The organism is Maricaulis sp. ABE4_448 (assembly GCF_056160825.1).
In genome coordinates this window covers 146,319-160,423 of sequence record NZ_JBSWXX010000003.1, presented here as the reverse complement: position 1 = coordinate 160,423, position 14,105 = coordinate 146,319, and the positions used below count along the sequence as shown (strand labels likewise).

16 protein-coding genes are annotated in these 14,105 nt (G+C 65.2%); 9 read left to right on the top strand and 7 right to left on the bottom strand.

The genetic code is table 11. From position 1 onward, the window contains the following. Positions 1-11 precede the first annotated feature (11 nt). From ACXAJV_RS09870 to rsmA, 3 genes are read left to right on the top strand one after another with little or no spacing between them, the layout of a single operon-like run. Positions 12-1,289, top strand: a complete 1,278-nt coding sequence (locus ACXAJV_RS09870) for a peptidylprolyl isomerase (RefSeq protein ID WP_475084788.1) — start codon at positions 12-14, stop codon at positions 1,287-1,289. Continuing rightward, positions 1,289-2,296 carry a 4-hydroxythreonine-4-phosphate dehydrogenase PdxA gene (gene pdxA, locus ACXAJV_RS09865; protein ID WP_475084787.1) on the top strand — a complete coding sequence of 336 codons (1,008 nt, stop codon included), beginning with the start codon at positions 1,289-1,291 and terminating at the stop codon, positions 2,294-2,296. The genes ACXAJV_RS09870 and pdxA overlap by 1 nt, the downstream gene beginning before the upstream one ends. Further along, positions 2,293-3,150, top strand: coding sequence for a 16S rRNA (adenine(1518)-N(6)/adenine(1519)-N(6))-dimethyltransferase RsmA (rsmA, locus tag ACXAJV_RS09860; RefSeq protein ID WP_475084785.1), 858 nt, complete (start codon positions 2,293-2,295; stop codon positions 3,148-3,150). The genes pdxA and rsmA overlap by 4 nt, the downstream gene beginning before the upstream one ends. A gap of 11 nt (positions 3,151-3,161) precedes the next feature. Here the strand turns inward: rsmA and gmk are convergent, their stop codons facing one another. From gmk to fabD, 7 genes are all read right to left on the bottom strand, one after another. Then, the gene (gmk, locus tag ACXAJV_RS09855) at positions 3,162-3,821 is read right to left on the bottom strand and encodes a guanylate kinase (protein WP_475084782.1); all 660 of its coding nucleotides are present in this window, start codon (positions 3,819-3,821) and stop codon (positions 3,162-3,164) included. Further along, positions 3,811-4,686, bottom strand: coding sequence for a YicC/YloC family endoribonuclease (locus tag ACXAJV_RS09850; protein ID WP_475084779.1), 876 nt, complete (start codon positions 4,684-4,686; stop codon positions 3,811-3,813). Before ACXAJV_RS09850 ends, gmk begins: the two co-directional genes overlap by 11 nt. Beyond that, positions 4,686-5,729, bottom strand: coding sequence for an endolytic transglycosylase MltG (mltG, locus tag ACXAJV_RS09845; protein WP_475084776.1), 1,044 nt, complete (start codon positions 5,727-5,729; stop codon positions 4,686-4,688). Before mltG ends, ACXAJV_RS09850 begins: the two co-directional genes overlap by 1 nt. A 20-nt stretch (positions 5,730-5,749) precedes the next feature. After that, positions 5,750-7,033, bottom strand: coding sequence for a beta-ketoacyl-ACP synthase II (fabF, locus tag ACXAJV_RS09840; RefSeq protein WP_475084774.1), 1,284 nt, complete (start codon positions 7,031-7,033; stop codon positions 5,750-5,752). Between the two features lie 10 nt (positions 7,034-7,043). Then, positions 7,044-7,280, bottom strand: coding sequence for an acyl carrier protein (locus ACXAJV_RS09835; RefSeq protein ID WP_271187710.1), 237 nt, complete (start codon positions 7,278-7,280; stop codon positions 7,044-7,046). Positions 7,281-7,440: 160 nt separating this feature from the next. Beyond that, a complete protein-coding gene (gene fabG / locus ACXAJV_RS09830; protein WP_475085455.1) occupies positions 7,441-8,178 on the bottom strand; it encodes a 3-oxoacyl-[acyl-carrier-protein] reductase in 738 nt (245 codons plus the stop codon). Then, positions 8,178-9,131, bottom strand: coding sequence for an ACP S-malonyltransferase (gene fabD / locus ACXAJV_RS09825; RefSeq protein ID WP_475084772.1), 954 nt, complete (start codon positions 9,129-9,131; stop codon positions 8,178-8,180). The genes fabG and fabD overlap by 1 nt, the downstream gene beginning before the upstream one ends. A gap of 255 nt (positions 9,132-9,386) precedes the next feature. Here fabD and rpsF point away from each other — a divergent pair, with 255 nt between their 5' ends. From rpsF to alr, 6 genes are all read left to right on the top strand, one after another. Continuing rightward, positions 9,387-9,740 carry a 30S ribosomal protein S6 gene (rpsF, locus tag ACXAJV_RS09820; RefSeq protein WP_475084770.1) on the top strand — a complete coding sequence of 118 codons (354 nt, stop codon included), beginning with the start codon at positions 9,387-9,389 and terminating at the stop codon, positions 9,738-9,740. A 14-nt stretch (positions 9,741-9,754) separates the two neighbouring features. After that, the gene (gene rpsR, locus ACXAJV_RS09815; RefSeq protein WP_138510340.1) at positions 9,755-10,009 is read left to right on the top strand and encodes a 30S ribosomal protein S18; all 255 of its coding nucleotides are present in this window, start codon (positions 9,755-9,757) and stop codon (positions 10,007-10,009) included. A 14-nt stretch (positions 10,010-10,023) separates the two neighbouring features. Further along, on the top strand, positions 10,024-10,659 hold the full coding sequence (gene rplI, locus ACXAJV_RS09810) for a 50S ribosomal protein L9 (protein ID WP_475084769.1): 636 nt from the start codon (positions 10,024-10,026) through the stop codon (positions 10,657-10,659). Positions 10,660-10,799: 140 nt separating this feature from the next. After that, entirely contained in the window at positions 10,800-11,231 is a 432-nt protein-coding gene (locus ACXAJV_RS09805) for a hypothetical protein (RefSeq protein WP_475084767.1), read from the top strand. Positions 11,232-11,473: 242 nt separating this feature from the next. Next, the gene (locus ACXAJV_RS09800; RefSeq protein ID WP_475084765.1) at positions 11,474-12,961 is read left to right on the top strand and encodes a replicative DNA helicase; all 1,488 of its coding nucleotides are present in this window, start codon (positions 11,474-11,476) and stop codon (positions 12,959-12,961) included. Beyond that, complete coding sequence (gene alr, locus ACXAJV_RS09795) at positions 12,942-14,054, top strand: alanine racemase (protein WP_475084763.1); 1,113 nt, start codon at positions 12,942-12,944, stop codon at positions 14,052-14,054. The genes ACXAJV_RS09800 and alr overlap by 20 nt, the downstream gene beginning before the upstream one ends. Positions 14,055-14,105 lie beyond the last annotated feature (51 nt).

Here is a 14,105-nt window from a genome sequence, read left to right as displayed (position 1 = left end):
TGCGATTGCTTATGACCGCCAAGAACTTCGTCTTCGCCCTGCTTGCCGCCCTGACGGTGTTGCCCGCCATTGTGCTTGCCGGCGCTGCACACGCCCAGACGACGGAAGGCGTTGCCGCGCTCGTCAATGACGAACCGATCACAACGGTCGATGTGCGCAACCGGATGCGTCTGATCATTTCAACCTCCCGCATGTCGCAGATCGACGAGGAGACACTGGCCCGGGTGCAGGACGAGGCCATGCGCGGCCTGATCGACGAGCAACTGCAGATGCAGGCCGCCCGGGAGTATGAGCTCGAGGTCGAGGACGCCGAGATCAACAACTCGCTGCTGGAACTCGCGGCCCGGAACAACACAACGCTCGACGAAATTCTCGCCGATCTCCAGAATTCCGGCATTGATCCGTCGACCCTGCGCAGCCAGATCGAGGCGGAGATTGCCTGGCAGATCCTCGTCAATGGCCGTTACGGCTCGCGTATTCGTATCTCGGAACAGCAGATAGAACTGGCGCTGAACCGTCTGGTCGCCAGCGCGTCTCAGCCGCAATTCTACATCTACGAGATGTTCTTCGAAGTGCGCCGCCCCGGTCAGGAACAGGAAACCCTGCAGCGCGTGATCGCGGTCATGAACCAGCTGCAGCAGGGCGCCTCCTTCCCGGAACTGGCGCGACAGTTTTCCGATGCGAGTTCGGCCGCCGCCAATGGCGAGATCGGCTGGGTTTCGCTGTCCGAACTTCAGCCGGAAGTCGCCGCGATCATGCCGCAGATGCGCCGGCAGTTCGAACAATCCGGTGGCCGTGGCGCCCTGTCCAACCCGGTCCAGGTGCCGGGCGGCTTCATGGTCATCGCGCTGGTTTCCGTACGCGACGGCACAACGTCGCTGCAATACGATCTGGTACAGATTACGGTGCCACAAAGTGCGATTTCCGAAGACACCCGCGAACGCCTGCAGCGCGCACTGCGGGACGCTCCCCAGTGCGATGCCGGAGAAGCGATTGCCGGGCAGATTGACGGGGCGATTCATACGCCGCTGGGCAGTATCGGTGCCGATGCCATGCGCGACGAAATCCGTCAGGCACTGGAACCGCTTGATGCCGGGGAAAATACCGGCGTACTCGATACGCCCGCCGGCCTGACCGCCCTGATCGTGTGCGACCGCGCCATCACCGGCCCTGGCGTTCCCAGCCGTGACGATGTCGAGTCGCAGCTGCGCGGCCAGCAATTGTCGCTCCTGTCCCGCCGCTGGTTGCGCGATCTGCGCCGCGACGCGACCATCGAGATCCGCGAGTGATGAAACCACGCTCACCCATCGTCGTTTCGATGGGTGATCCGGCCGGGATCGGCCCCGAGATCATCCTGAAAGCCCGGGCGGAACTGGGGGCGTCTGCCCCGCTGCTCGCCCTTGGCGACCCTGCCGTTTTTGCAAGCACTGCTGCCCGGCTCGGCCTTCCCGGGCCAGCCCTTGTCGACGCTCCGGACGCCCAGCTTCCCGGCGACCGTCTTGCCGTTTTCTCGACACCGCACACCTGTTCCAAACCGGTCACCCCCGGCCAGCCCGATGCGGCTCATGCGCGCGCTGTCACGTCCGCAATCGAGACTGGTGTCGCCCTGTGCCGCGACGGCAAGGCCTCGGCCCTGGTGACCGCGCCGATCTCCAAAGCCGTACTCTACGAGGCCGGATTCAGCTTTCCCGGCCACACCGAGTATCTCGCCGAGCTGACGGCCGCTGCACCGGTCGACGGGCCGCGCGGCCCCGCCATGATGTTGTCCGGCGGCGGGTTGCGCGTGGTTCTGGCCACGATCCACCTCTCCCTGCGCGACGCCCTCGCAGCCCTGACCGCCGAACGGATCGCCGGGATCGCCCGCCTGACCCATCATGCGCTTGTCCGCGATTTCGGGATTGCCGCGCCGCGGCTCGCCCTGGCCGGCCTGAACCCGCATGCGGGCGAAGGCGGAGCCTTGGGCCGCGAGGAGATCGAGATCATCAATCCCGCTGCCGCCGCCCTGCGCGCCGAAGGGATCGGCATCACCGATGCGCTGCCGCCGGACACGATGTTCCACGCCGAGGCCCGCGCACACTATGATGCCGCGGTGTGCCTCTATCACGATCAGGGCCTGATCCCGGTGAAGACGCTGGATTTCCATGGCGGGGTGAACATCACGCTCGGCCTGCCGATCGTTCGGACCTCGCCGGATCACGGCACCGCCTTCGCGATTGCCGGACAGGGCGTGGCGCGCGCCGACAGCCTCATCGCGGCGATCCGCCAGGCCGCAGAGATTGCGGAGCATCGCCGATGAGTCTCGATGCCCTGCCCCCGCTGCGCGATGTCATCGCCGCCCATGGCCTGGGCGCCAACAAGGCGTTCGGTCAGCACTTCCTGCTGGACCTCAACCTGACCGGCAAGATTGCCAGCCTGGCAGGCGACATGTCGGCAGCCCACGCCGTCGAGATCGGTCCCGGGCCGGGCGGGCTGACCCGCGCCATCCTGGCCGCGGGCGCGAAAACCCTGACCGTGATCGAAAAGGACAGCCGCTTCCTGGGCGCGCTGGGCGAGATCGGCACGGCCAGCGGCGGCCGTCTCGACATCATCGAGGCCGATGCCCTCAAGGTCGACGAGGATGCCAGCCTGCCGCGGGACGGCGCCCGGATCATCCTGTCCAACCTGCCTTATAATGTCGGCACGCTGCTGCTGATCAAATGGCTCGAAGCCGAGCCGGTCTGGTGGTCACGCGCGGTGCTGATGTTCCAGCGCGAGGTTGCCGACCGCGTCGTCGCGGCGCCGGGCACGAAGGCCTATGGCCGCCTCGCCGTGATCTCCCAGGCGCGCTGTGAGGTCAGCATGGGGCTGAAAGTGCCCGCCCGGGCCTTTACCCCGCCGCCCAAGGTCGACAGCGCTGTCGTGGTGCTGGATCCGCTGCCGGAGGACAAGCGCTTCGCCGATGTCGAGGCGCTGGGCATTGTCACGGCCTCGGCCTTCGGCCAGCGCCGCAAGACGCTGCGCCGCAGCCTGGCCCAGGCCGCCGGACAGACGAACGCCAGTGCAGAAGATCTGCTGACCGCAGCCGGCATCGATCCGGGCGCAAGGGCGGAAACGGTGGATGTCGCCGGGTTCCGGCGGCTCGCCGAAGCCTGGCGTGCCGCAAAGAGCTGAAGCCCTATCGCCTATTCCTCATCCATGATCGCGTCGACAAAGTCGTCGAGCCAGGGATGGCGGGTGCGCTTGAGACGTTCAGCGTGCAGGATCAGGCTGAGCTTTTCCAGCGCCCGGGCGAAGTCGTCATTGACGATGATGTAGTCGTATTCGTGCCAGTGCGAGATCTCGTCCTTGGCGCGGTCCATGCGGCCCTTGATGATCTCCGGCGTATCCTGGCCGCGCTTGCGCAGACGCTCTTCCAGCAGTGCCAGCGAGGGCGGCAGGATGAAGACACGCACCGTGTCTTCCGGTGCCTGTTCGGCGATCGCACGGGCCCCCTGCCAGTCGATGTCGAAGACCACGTCGCGGCCCTCTTCAACGGCATCCATCACCGGTGTTTTCGGCGTGCCGTAATAGCGGCCGAACACTTCCGCCCACTCGAAGAACTCGCCCCCGGCCGCCTTCGCCTTGAAGTCGTCCACGGTCATGAAGTGATAGTCCTGACCGTCGACCTCGCCGGGGCGCGGATCGCGGGTCGTGGCCGACACGGACAGAATGACATCGGGGTTCTGGCTGATCAGGCGCTTGGACAGCGTCGTCTTGCCCGCGCCCGACGGGCTGGACAGCGCCAGAAGAACACCCCGGCGGCGGCCGCGGAAAATCGGTCCGGAATGGCCGTCACTCGACATTCTGTACCTGCTCCCTGAACTGATCGACGGCGTTCTTGATCGCCAGGCCGATCTGCGTGAGTGAAGAATCGGAAGACTTCGAGCATAGAGTGTTCGCTTCGCGATTAAACTCCTGCGACAGGAAGTCGAGCTTGCGGCCGGTCGGGGACCCCGCCGCCATCAGATCGCGGGCCGAGCCGATATGCGCCTGCAGGCGGTCCAGCTCTTCGCGCACGTCCATTTTCACGGCCAGCGCGGCGGCTTCCTGGGCGAGGCGCTCCTCGGGCAGGTCACCCTCCAGCAGCTCGGCGAATTTCGCGGCCAGACGGTCGCGAATACTCTCGATACGGACAGCCGAACAGGCCGCCGCATCAGCGGTCAGCCGTTCAACCTCGTCGATATGGCCGGCAAGCAGCGGGGCGAGAGCCGCGCCCTCTTCGCGGCGGGCGGTCTCGAGCGCCGCGAGCGCCGCATCCAGCCCGTCGAGGATCGCCTGGTCGAGCGCCTCATCCGGCACCGCACCTTCCTCGCCGCACAGGACGCCGGGAATCTGCAGCAGATCGCCGAAGCTCGGCCGCGAAACACGGCCCGCTTCGATATAGGGCTGGCTGGCCGCGAGCAGCGCGGACAGCCGATCCTGATCGATCGCGACTGCCAAGGCAGCCCCTTCCCGCTTCAGCGTCAGCGTGGCCTGGATATTGCCACGGTTGAACCGCGCCTTGGCCAGCTCCCGGGCCTTGCTTTCGAGACGGTCGAGACCGGGCGGAAACCGGAAACGCGCGTCCAGCCCCTTGCCGTTGACACTGCGCGCTTCCCAGCTCCAGCGCCAGTTGTCCGCCACGCCGTCGCAGCGGGCAAACCCCGTCATGCCGGACAGTACGCCCATCACCGGCCCCCGTTCGAGCGGCGCTCGCGCTCGATCCGGCGCCATTGCGCCACATTGCGCAGGTGCTGGGCATAGGTGTCCGCAAAGACATGGCCGCCCGTACCGTCGGCGACGAAGAAGAGCGCACTCGTCTCGGCCGGGTTGAGCACGGCGGCCAGGCTCTCGCGGCCCGGATTGGCGATCGGCGTCGGCGGCAGGCCGGCGATCTGGTAGGTATTCCAGGCGTTTTCGGTATTGTCGATTTCCGAGCGGCGCAGACCGCGGCCCAGCGCCTCGCCGCGCGAGATGCCGTAGATGATGGTCGGATCGCTCTCCAGCCGCATGCCGCGCCGCATCCGGTTGACGAAAACGGACGCCACTTCCGGGCGCTCGGACGCGACACCCGTCTCCTTCTCCACGACCGAGGCGAGAATGATCGCCTCCTCGCGCGTATCGAAAGGCAGGTTCTCCGCGCGGGCCGGCCACAGCTCGTCGAGCAGCGCCGTCTGGGCAGCCGCCATGCGGTCGATGACCTCCTGGCGCGGCGTGCCGCGGGTGACCAGATAGGTCTCGGGCAACAGCGTGCCCTCGGCGGGGATGTCGGTAATCTCGCCGGTCAGCACCTCGACCTCGTTGAGCACGGCCACGATCATCGCGCTGGTCAGGCCTTCCGCGAAGGTGACGGGATGCTGCACGGTCTGGCCGGAGCGCAGGCGTTCGTAGACCTGGGCCATGGAGGCACCGGCGGGGATGCGGTACTCGCCGGCACGCAGCGCCCGGTCGCCCTCGTCCAGGGTGACGGCGACGCGGAAGATGCGGCGATCGGTGATCACGCCCTCGTCTTCCAGCTGCTGGGCAATGCGGATAAGCCCGGCGCCACGCGGCAGGAGGATAACGGTCTCTTCAGCAGCCGGGCCCGGCTCGGCGAACTCGGCCTCGAGCCATTTATAACCGCCATAGAGCGCGCCCAGCGCACCGAGCGCCAGCACGACGAGAACCACCAGCAATCCGATAAAGAATTTCGCCAGCCCGTTTCCGGGCTTCGGCGCAGGCGTCTCGCTCATTCACATTTCCCCGACAGGCGTCACTCTGCGGCGACGAATACCACGGACGCGTTGGTCCCGCCGAATCCGAAAGAGTTCGACAGGGCGGCGCGGACCGGCTTTTTCACGGCGGCCTTGGGCGCCAGGTTGATCGCGGTCTCGACCGATGGATTGTCCAGGTTCAGCGTGGGCGGGCAGACACCGTCGCGGATCGCCAGGATCGAGAAGATCGATTCCACCGCACCGGCCGCACCCAGAAGGTGGCCGATCGCCGATTTGGTCGATGACATGACCAGCCCGTCAGCGCTGTCGCCGAACAGGCGCTCGACGGCGCGCAGCTCGATCTCGTCGCCCAGCGGCGTCGAGGTGCCGTGCGCATTGACATAGTCGATATCGCCCGGCGCGAGCCCGGCATCCTTCAGCGCGGCGGACATGGAGCGGAAACCGCCATCGCCATCCTCGGCAGGCGCCGTGATGTGATAGGCGTCGCCGGACAGGCCATAGCCCGTCACTTCGGCGTAGATTTTCGCGCCGCGCGCCTTGGCATGCTCATAGTCTTCCAGCACGACAATGCCGGCCCCCTCGCCCATGACGAAACCGTCGCGGCCGGTATCATAGGGGCGCGAGGCCTTTTCAGGCGTGTCGTTGAAACCGGTGGAAAGCGCCTTGCAGGCGACGAAACCGGCAATGCCCAGACGGCAGACGGCAGCTTCGGCACCGCCGGCCACCATCACATCGGCATCGCCGCGCGCGACCAGGCGGGCCGCATCGCCAATGGCGTGGGCGCCGGTCGAACAGGCCGTCACCACGGCGTGGTTCGGACCTTTCAGGCCATGACGGATCGAGACCTGGCCGGAGACCAGATTGATCAGCATGGCGGGAATGATGAAGGGAGAGAGGCGCCGCGGCCCCTTCTCGTGCAGATCGACCGAGGCCTGGTAGGTGGTCTCCAGACCGCCTATCCCCGACCCGATCATGACGCCGGTGCGCTGCTTTTCGTCTTCCGTCCCGGGGGTCCAGCCGCTGTCGGCAATCGCCTCGTCGGCGGCGGCAATCCCGTAGAGGATGAAATCGTCGACCCGGCGTCGATCGCGGGCGCTCAGGACGTCGTCGGGATTGAACACCCCGGCATCGCCCTCACGGCCGCCGCCGCGCCCGTCGCTGCGTGGAACAAGTCCGGCGATCCGGCAGGCCAGATCATCCGTTTCGAAATGTTCGATCGGACCCAGCCCTGACTGACCGGCGAGAAGACGTTCCCAAACGACTTCCCGCCCGCAGCCCAGCGGCGTGACGAGCCCGATGCCTGTGACAACGACGCGACGCATGAAGGGGTCGTTAGCCCACCTTCTCGGAGATGAACTTCACGGCGTCACCGACCGTCTGGATGTGCTCGGCGGCATCATCCGGAATTTCGATGTCGAACTCTTCTTCGAACGCCATCACCAGTTCGACATTGTCCAGGCTGTCAGCGCCCAGGTCGTCGATGAAGCTCGCGTTTTCCGTGACCTTTTCGGCCTCGACATCGAGATGTTCGACAACAATTTTCTTAACGCGCTCGAGAACGTCAGACATTTCAGACCCTCATAATGAATCACCGCGAGACTATAGCGGTGCAGGAGAAGACGGGAAGTGCCCAATTACAAGGCCCCTCCCCAAGATGCGCGGGCACGTAGCACACATAATGACAGGACGCCAGAATGTGACACCGTGTCCGCAGGCTCGGATATTGCCGCTAGATCATCGCCATACCGCCATTCACATGGACGGTCTGGCCGGTGACATAGTGGGCTTCGGAACTGGCGAGATAGACCACGGCGGCGGCAATGTCGTCGCCCGAACCCAGATCGCCGGCAGGAATTTTCGTCAGGATGGCGGCCTTCTGGTCGTCGGTCAGCGCGTCGGTCATCGGCGAGGCGATGAAGCCCGGCGCGACGCAATTCACCGTCACACCGCGCGCTGCGACTTCCTGGGCCAGCGACTTGGAAAAGCCGATCATGCCCGCCTTGGAGGCGCAATAATTGGTCTGGCCCGGATTGCCGGTGACGCCGACGACGGAGGTGATGCCGATGATGCGGCCCCAACGCGCCTTCATCATGCCGCGCAGGGCGGCACGGGACAGGCGGAAATAGCTTTCCAGATTGATGCGCATCACCGTGTCCCAGTCCTCATCCTTCATGCGCATGAGGAGCTGGTCCTTGGTGATGCCGGCATTGGCCACCAGGATGTCCAGCGCGCCCATCGCCTCGGCGGCCTGCTTGGGCAGGGCGTCGACGGCGTCGGCGTCGGACAGGTTGCAGGGCAGGACATGGGCGCGCTCGCCCAGCTCGCCGGCGAGCTCCTGCAGCACGTTTTCGCGCGTGCCGGACAGGGCAACGGTCGCGCCCTGGGCATGCAGCTTGCGGGCAATCGCATTGCCCAGACCACCGGTGGCACCGGTCACGAGGGCGTTCTTGCCGGTAAGATCGAACATCATGCGTTCTCCTTGAGAGCTGCCGCGAAAGCTTCCAGATCGTCGGCGGAATTGAGGGCAACGCCATTGGCGTCCTTGGTGGTACGCTTGAGCATGGTGGTGAGCACCTTGCCCGAACCGGCCTCGGCCAGCGTGCCGATACTCGCCTCCTCGACCATCCACAACACGCTTTCGCGCCAGCGTACGCGGCCGGTCACCTGTTCGACCAGCTGACGGCGGATCGTCTCGACATCATCGGTCGGACGCGCGGTGACATTGGCGACCACCGGCACGACGGGCGCCTTGATCGTCGCCGCGGCGAGCGCTTCGGCCATCGCGTCGGCGGCCGGCTGCATCATCGGGCAATGGAAGGGTGCGGAGACCGGCAGTTTCATCGCCTTTTTCAGGCCCAGCTCGCCGGCCTTGGCGATGGCGGCATCGATAGCCGCGACGGACCCGGAGATCACGATCTGGCCCGGCGCGTTGTCGTTGGCGATCGCGCAGACACCCGCCTGGGCGCCCGCAGCAACGGCCTGGGCCGCAAGATCCTCGTCGGCGCCGAGAAGCGCCGCCATCGTGCCCTCGCCCACCGGCACGGCCTTCTGCATGGCCTGACCGCGCAGCTTGAGCAGTTTCGCCGCATCACTGACCGACAGCGCACCGGCAGCCGCCAGGGCCGAATATTCGCCAAGACTGTGACCGGCGACGAATTCGGCGGCGTTGACGTTTACGTCAAACTCGCTCTTCAACACCGCCATCACGGCCAGGCTGGCCGCCATCAGGGCCGGCTGGGCGTTCTCGGTGAGGGTGAGGTCTTCGATAGGACCATTGGCCATCAGGCCCGACAGGTCCTGGCCCAGCGCTGCATCGACTTCGTCCAGCACCGCCTTCGCGCTGGCAAAGCGCTCCGCCAGTTCCTGACCCATGCCGACGGCCTGGCTGCCCTGACCGGGGAAGACAAAGGCAAATTTCATGGAGTATTCCCTTCCCGACTCTCAAATGGCCGATCTGTTCGGGTTCGCTCGATACCTCCTGCGGGAGGCCGGGCGCAAGGGCGCTTGCGCCTTGCGCTGTGCATTCAATTCGGGTAAGGCCCGCGCTTCGCTTGGTTGCGGTCCGTTCTTCCGGTCGATCCTGCATGGTGCAGGGTCAGGGAGTTCGGAGCCGCCGCAGACCTGCCCGACCCTTCGGCATGGTGTGCGCCGCAACCGCTTATGAAGGGAGCCGACATGGCACTTTACGAGCACATCTTCATTGCGCGTCCGGACATTTCCCCGGCGCAGATGGAATCTCTCATCGAAGAGACCAAAGCCCTGATCGAAGAGAAGGGCGGCAAGACCGGCAAGACCGAATACTGGGGTCTGCGCAACCTTGCCTACCGCATCAACAAGTCCCGCAAGGGCCATTACGGCCTGATCGACATGGACGCCCCGGCGGATGTCGTTGCCGAACTGGACCGTATCCAGCGCCTGTCCGAAGACGTGATCCGTCACATGACGGTCCGCGTCGAGGAGCACAGCGAAGAGCAGTCCGCGATCCTGTCCAAGAAGGACGATCGTCGCGGCCGTCGCGAGCGCAGCTAGAAAGGACTTAACAGATGTCTTCCGGAAACATTTCCAATCTGCCGGCACGCCGTCCGTTCATGCGTCGCCGCAAGGTCTGCCCGTTCTCCGGCGAAAACGCGCCGAAGATCGATTACAAGGACCCCAAGCTGCTGCTCCGCTACATGTCCGAGCGCGGCAAGATCGTGCCGTCCCGCATCACCGCGGTTTCGGCGAAGAAGCAGCGTGAACTGGCCCGCGCCATCAAGCGCGCCCGCCAGCTGGCCCTGCTGCCGTACGTGGTCGATTGAGGGAGGACTGACACATGAAACTGGTTCTCCTTGAACGCGTGGAAAACCTTGGCGCCATGGGTGACGTTGTCTCCGTGCGTCCGGGCTTCGCCCGCAACTTCCTGCTGCCGCAGGAAAAGGCGCTGCGCGCCACCGAAGCCAACCTGGCCCGTTTCGAAGCCGAACGCGATGCGCTGGAAAAGCGTAACGCCGAACGCGCTGCAGAAGCGGCCACGGCTGGTGAAACGATCGATGGCGAAAACTTCGTCATGATCCGCCAGGCCGGCGAGAGCGGTCAGCTCTACGGTTCGGTCACCTCCCGCGACATCGCTGACATCGTGTCGGCCAGCGGCACTTCGGTGGCCCGCTCGCAGGTCGTGCTGAACGCGCCGATCAAGACGCTGGGCGTCCACGATGTGCGCATCAAGCTGCACGCCGACGTCTCCGTGACGGTGTCGATCAATGTCGCCCGTTCCGAAGAGGAAGCCGAGCGCCAGGCGGCCGGTGAAGACGTGATCGCGGCCCAGGCCGACGAAGATCGTGCCATCGCCGAAGCCCAGGCCGCGGCCCTGTTCGAAGCCAGCGAGGAAGGCCAGGAACTGGCTGCCCAGCAGGCTGCGGAAGCCGAAACGGCCGGCGATGAAGCAGAGACCGAGGAAACCGAGCAGTAAGCACTGCAGGTTCCCGAATTATCAAAGGGCGGCCCGCCGGGCCGCCCTTTTTCTTTTGATATCGCCAATCCGGATGACGCGCGCTAGCGTACGATGCTGTAGGGGATGGCCGGACCTGCTTCCGTGCCGAGGAAATGCAAATGGGTTTTCCGCCTGTCTTCCGTCTGGTCGAACGCTGGCTTGGCGTGCTCCTGTGTTTCCTGCTCGCCCTGTCGCAGGGCTATTTCATCCTCGGCCTCTACGTGTTCCCGGTCGACGAATATGTCGATCTGGAGCCGAATGTGACGTTCGAGGATGTGCGGCCAGTGATCGAATGGCCGCTGGAAACGGCGATTATCATCGCCTTTGCCGGCGCGGCGCTGGCCACCGTGCTGGCCCTGTTCCGCTCCCGCTGGGCCTTTGCCGCCATCCTTGTGCACTTCGTCGCCGCGAAGACGGCCTGGGTGCTGTCGACCTTCCTGCCCTATTATGACGGCGGAGCGATCGGCGCCTGGCTGACCGTCATCCAGATGGTCGCCATTGTGCTGATCTTCCGCACGACAGCCCCTTTCCGCCCCCGCCGGGCCGCATGACAGTCACACTGTGGATAAACCGGCTATCCAACCCCTTGTTTTCCGGCTCCTGAAACTCTCCTGCCCTGTCGCACAAACCCATGACAGGCAAGGCGGACGTGACGTTATCCACAGCCATCAACAATCGTTAACGCCGACCGGTCCGACAGCTGCATCTGACAGTGTTCGACAGTGGCCACGGACGATCCGGCCCGGTAATGATCCGCCCTTCGCCTGCGGGCGAAGTGAAGGGGACCATCGGAATGACCACCGCGCTGCAGCCGTTCGTCGAGAACGACTCCGAAATTGCCAATGCCGATACGGCACCGCACAACCTGGATGCGGAACAGGCATTTCTGGGCGCGCTTCTGTATGACAACGAGATGTATCACCGGGTCGCGGACTGGCTGAAGCCGGCGCATTTCTACGACCCGGTCCACGGCCGCATCTATGAAACGGCCGCCGACCTGATCGGCCGCGGCTCGCTGGCCGACGCCGTCGTGCTGAAAACCCAGTTCGACCGCGATGACGGGCTGCGCGAAATCGGTGGCACTACCTATCTTGCCGTCCTGATGGAAGGCGCAGTGACGGGTAATGCCGCCGTCGAGTACGCCAAGATCATCTATGAGCTGGCCCTGCGCCGCGAACTGATCCGCATCGGTCACGATCTCGCCAATACCGCCGGCGGCGATGCCGAGGTCCAGGCCCGCGCCCTGATCCAGGACATCGAACAACAGCTTTACAATCTTGCCGAGGAAGGCTCGGCCTCGCGCGGCTTTGTCAGCTTCAAGCAGGCGCTGGCGGAATCGGTGGAGACCGCCTCGGCGGCCTATGAACGCGAAGGCGGGCTGGCCGGTATCTCCTCGGGTCTGAGAGAGCTGGACCGCAAGCTGGGCGGACTGCACCCGTCTGACCTGATCATCCTCGCCGGCCGCCCCTCGATGGGGAAGACCTCGCTGGCAACGAATATCGCCTTCAACATCGCCAAGGCCTACCAGTACGAGGAACAGCCCGACGGCAGCCGCAAGACCGTCAATGGTGGCGTGGTCGGCTTCTACTCGCTGGAAATGTCGGCCGAACAGCTCGCCACGCGTCTGATCGCCGACCATACCGGCATTCCCGGCTACATGATCCGCCAGGGCACGATCGATGCGGCCCAGTATGAAGACATCCGCGACGGCGTGCTCGATATCCAGGGCCTGCCGCTCTATATCGACGATACCGGTGGCCTGCCCATCTCCGCCCTCGCCGCCCGGGCGCGGCGGCTCAAGCGCACACATGGCCTCGACCTGATCGTGGTCGACTATCTGCAGCTGGTCACCTCCTCGCGCGCCCGTGCCGGCGCCAGCCGCGTGGAAGAGGTCTCCGAAGTCACCCAGAATCTCAAGGCGCTGGCCAAGGAGCTCGCCGTTCCGGTGATCGCCCTCTCCCAGCTGTCGCGCCAGGTGGAAAACCGCGACGACAAGAAACCGCAACTGTCCGACCTGCGCGAATCCGGCTCGATCGAGCAGGATGCTGACGTCGTGCTGTTCGTTTACCGGGAAGCCTATTACAAGGAACGCGAGAAGCCGCGCGAAGACACGCCGGAATATCTCGCCTGGGAAGAAGAGTTCCGCCGGATTGAGAAAGTCGCTGAAGTCATCATCGGCAAGCAGCGTCACGGCCCGATCGGATCGGCAAAGCTCCACTTTGATGGCATGCTGACGAAGTTCACCGATCTCGAGACGCGCTATGACGACGAGTCCGACTGATACACGCGCCGAACCCGCTCCGCGCCTGATCATCGATCTGGCGACCATCCAGCAGAACTACCGCAAGGTCCGCGACCTCGCACCCGGTGCCGAGGCCGGCGCCGTGGTGAAGGCCAACGCCTATGGTCTCGGCGCCATGGAAGTGGTGCCGGCCCTCGCCGATGCCGGCTGCCGCACCTTCTATGTCGCGCACACATCGGAAGGCCGCGAGGCCCGCACGGCGCTCGCCGGACGCCCGGCCGACATCTATGTCTTCAACGGGTTCTGGCCCGCCGAGCTGCCGGCCCTGCGCAATGCCGAGCTTTTCCCGGTGATCAACGAACTCGCCCAGCTGGAACAATTGCGCGAGCAGGCACCGGATCTGCCCTGTGCCCTGCATTTCGATACCGGCATGAACCGTCTGGGCCTCGGCCCCGAGGAAACCGATGCGCTGATCGCCAATCCGGCGCGTCTGGACGCCATCGATGTACGCCAGATCATGAGCCATCTCGCCTGCGCCGACGAGCCCGTCTACCCGCTCAATGCGCGGCAGCTGGAACGCTTTTCCCGCATCCGCGAGGCCTTTCACGGCATTCCAGCCTCGCTGTCCAATTCCGCGGGTGTGCTGCTGGGGCCGGACTATCATTTCGACGTGCTGCGGCCGGGGCTCGCCCTGTTCGGCGGGGTTCCGGCACCCGGCCATCCCTCGCCCTTCGAACCGGCCGTGGAGATCGACGCCCCCATCCTGCAGATCCGCACACTGCGGCCCGGCGATACCGTGGGCTATGGCGCAACCTTCGAGGCCGGCACGCCCCGCCGCATCGCGACCGTCGCGGCCGGCTATGCCGACGGTCTGCTGCGCGCCTTCGGCAATGGCGGGTTTGGCCGGATCGGCGAGATTCGTGTACCGATCCTGGGACGGGTCTCGATGGACCTGATCGGCGTCGATGTAACCGATGTCGATATACCGCTCGCACCGGGGCATCCGGTCTGCTTCCTCGGCGGGGATATCGAGGACATGGCCGACAGTGCGGCCACCATCTCCTACGAATTCCTGGTCCGTCTGGGCCTGCGCTTTCACCGCATCTACAAGCCGGCTGCCCAACGGCGCTGACCCCGGACACATTCTGTCGCCCTCCCCTGCTTGACTGTGCGCAAACAGAAG

Bases quoted from the DNA above. Each gene is read 5' to 3' on its own strand.
- ACXAJV_RS09805 (WP_475084767.1), top strand. From the start codon at position 10,800: ATGGGTTTTCCGCCTGTCTTCCGTCTGGTCGAACGCTGGCTTGGCGTG.
- rpsR (WP_138510340.1), top strand. From the start codon at position 9,755: ATGTCTTCCGGAAACATTTCCAATCTGCCGGCACGCCGTCCGTTCATG.
- ACXAJV_RS09835 (WP_271187710.1), bottom strand. From the start codon at position 7,280: ATGTCTGACGTTCTCGAGCGCGTTAAGAAAATTGTTGTCGAACATCTC.
- alr (WP_475084763.1), top strand. From the start codon at position 12,942: ATGACGACGAGTCCGACTGATACACGCGCCGAACCCGCTCCGCGCCTG.
- fabD (WP_475084772.1), bottom strand. From the start codon at position 9,131: ATGAAATTTGCCTTTGTCTTCCCCGGTCAGGGCAGCCAGGCCGTCGGC.
- rpsF (WP_475084770.1), top strand. From the start codon at position 9,387: ATGGCACTTTACGAGCACATCTTCATTGCGCGTCCGGACATTTCCCCG.
- ACXAJV_RS09850 (WP_475084779.1), bottom strand. From the start codon at position 4,686: ATGGGCGTACTGTCCGGCATGACGGGGTTTGCCCGCTGCGACGGCGTG.
- mltG (WP_475084776.1), bottom strand. From the start codon at position 5,729: ATGAGCGAGACGCCTGCGCCGAAGCCCGGAAACGGGCTGGCGAAATTC.
- gmk (WP_475084782.1), bottom strand. From the start codon at position 3,821: ATGTCGAGTGACGGCCATTCCGGACCGATTTTCCGCGGCCGCCGCCGG.
- fabG (WP_475085455.1), bottom strand. From the start codon at position 8,178: ATGTTCGATCTTACCGGCAAGAACGCCCTCGTGACCGGTGCCACCGGT.
- ACXAJV_RS09800 (WP_475084765.1), top strand. From the start codon at position 11,474: ATGACCACCGCGCTGCAGCCGTTCGTCGAGAACGACTCCGAAATTGCC.
- fabF (WP_475084774.1), bottom strand. From the start codon at position 7,033: ATGCGTCGCGTCGTTGTCACAGGCATCGGGCTCGTCACGCCGCTGGGC.
- ACXAJV_RS09870 (WP_475084788.1), top strand. From the start codon at position 12: ATGACCGCCAAGAACTTCGTCTTCGCCCTGCTTGCCGCCCTGACGGTG.
- rplI (WP_475084769.1), top strand. From the start codon at position 10,024: ATGAAACTGGTTCTCCTTGAACGCGTGGAAAACCTTGGCGCCATGGGT.
- pdxA (WP_475084787.1), top strand. From the start codon at position 1,289: ATGAAACCACGCTCACCCATCGTCGTTTCGATGGGTGATCCGGCCGGG.
- rsmA (WP_475084785.1), top strand. From the start codon at position 2,293: ATGAGTCTCGATGCCCTGCCCCCGCTGCGCGATGTCATCGCCGCCCAT.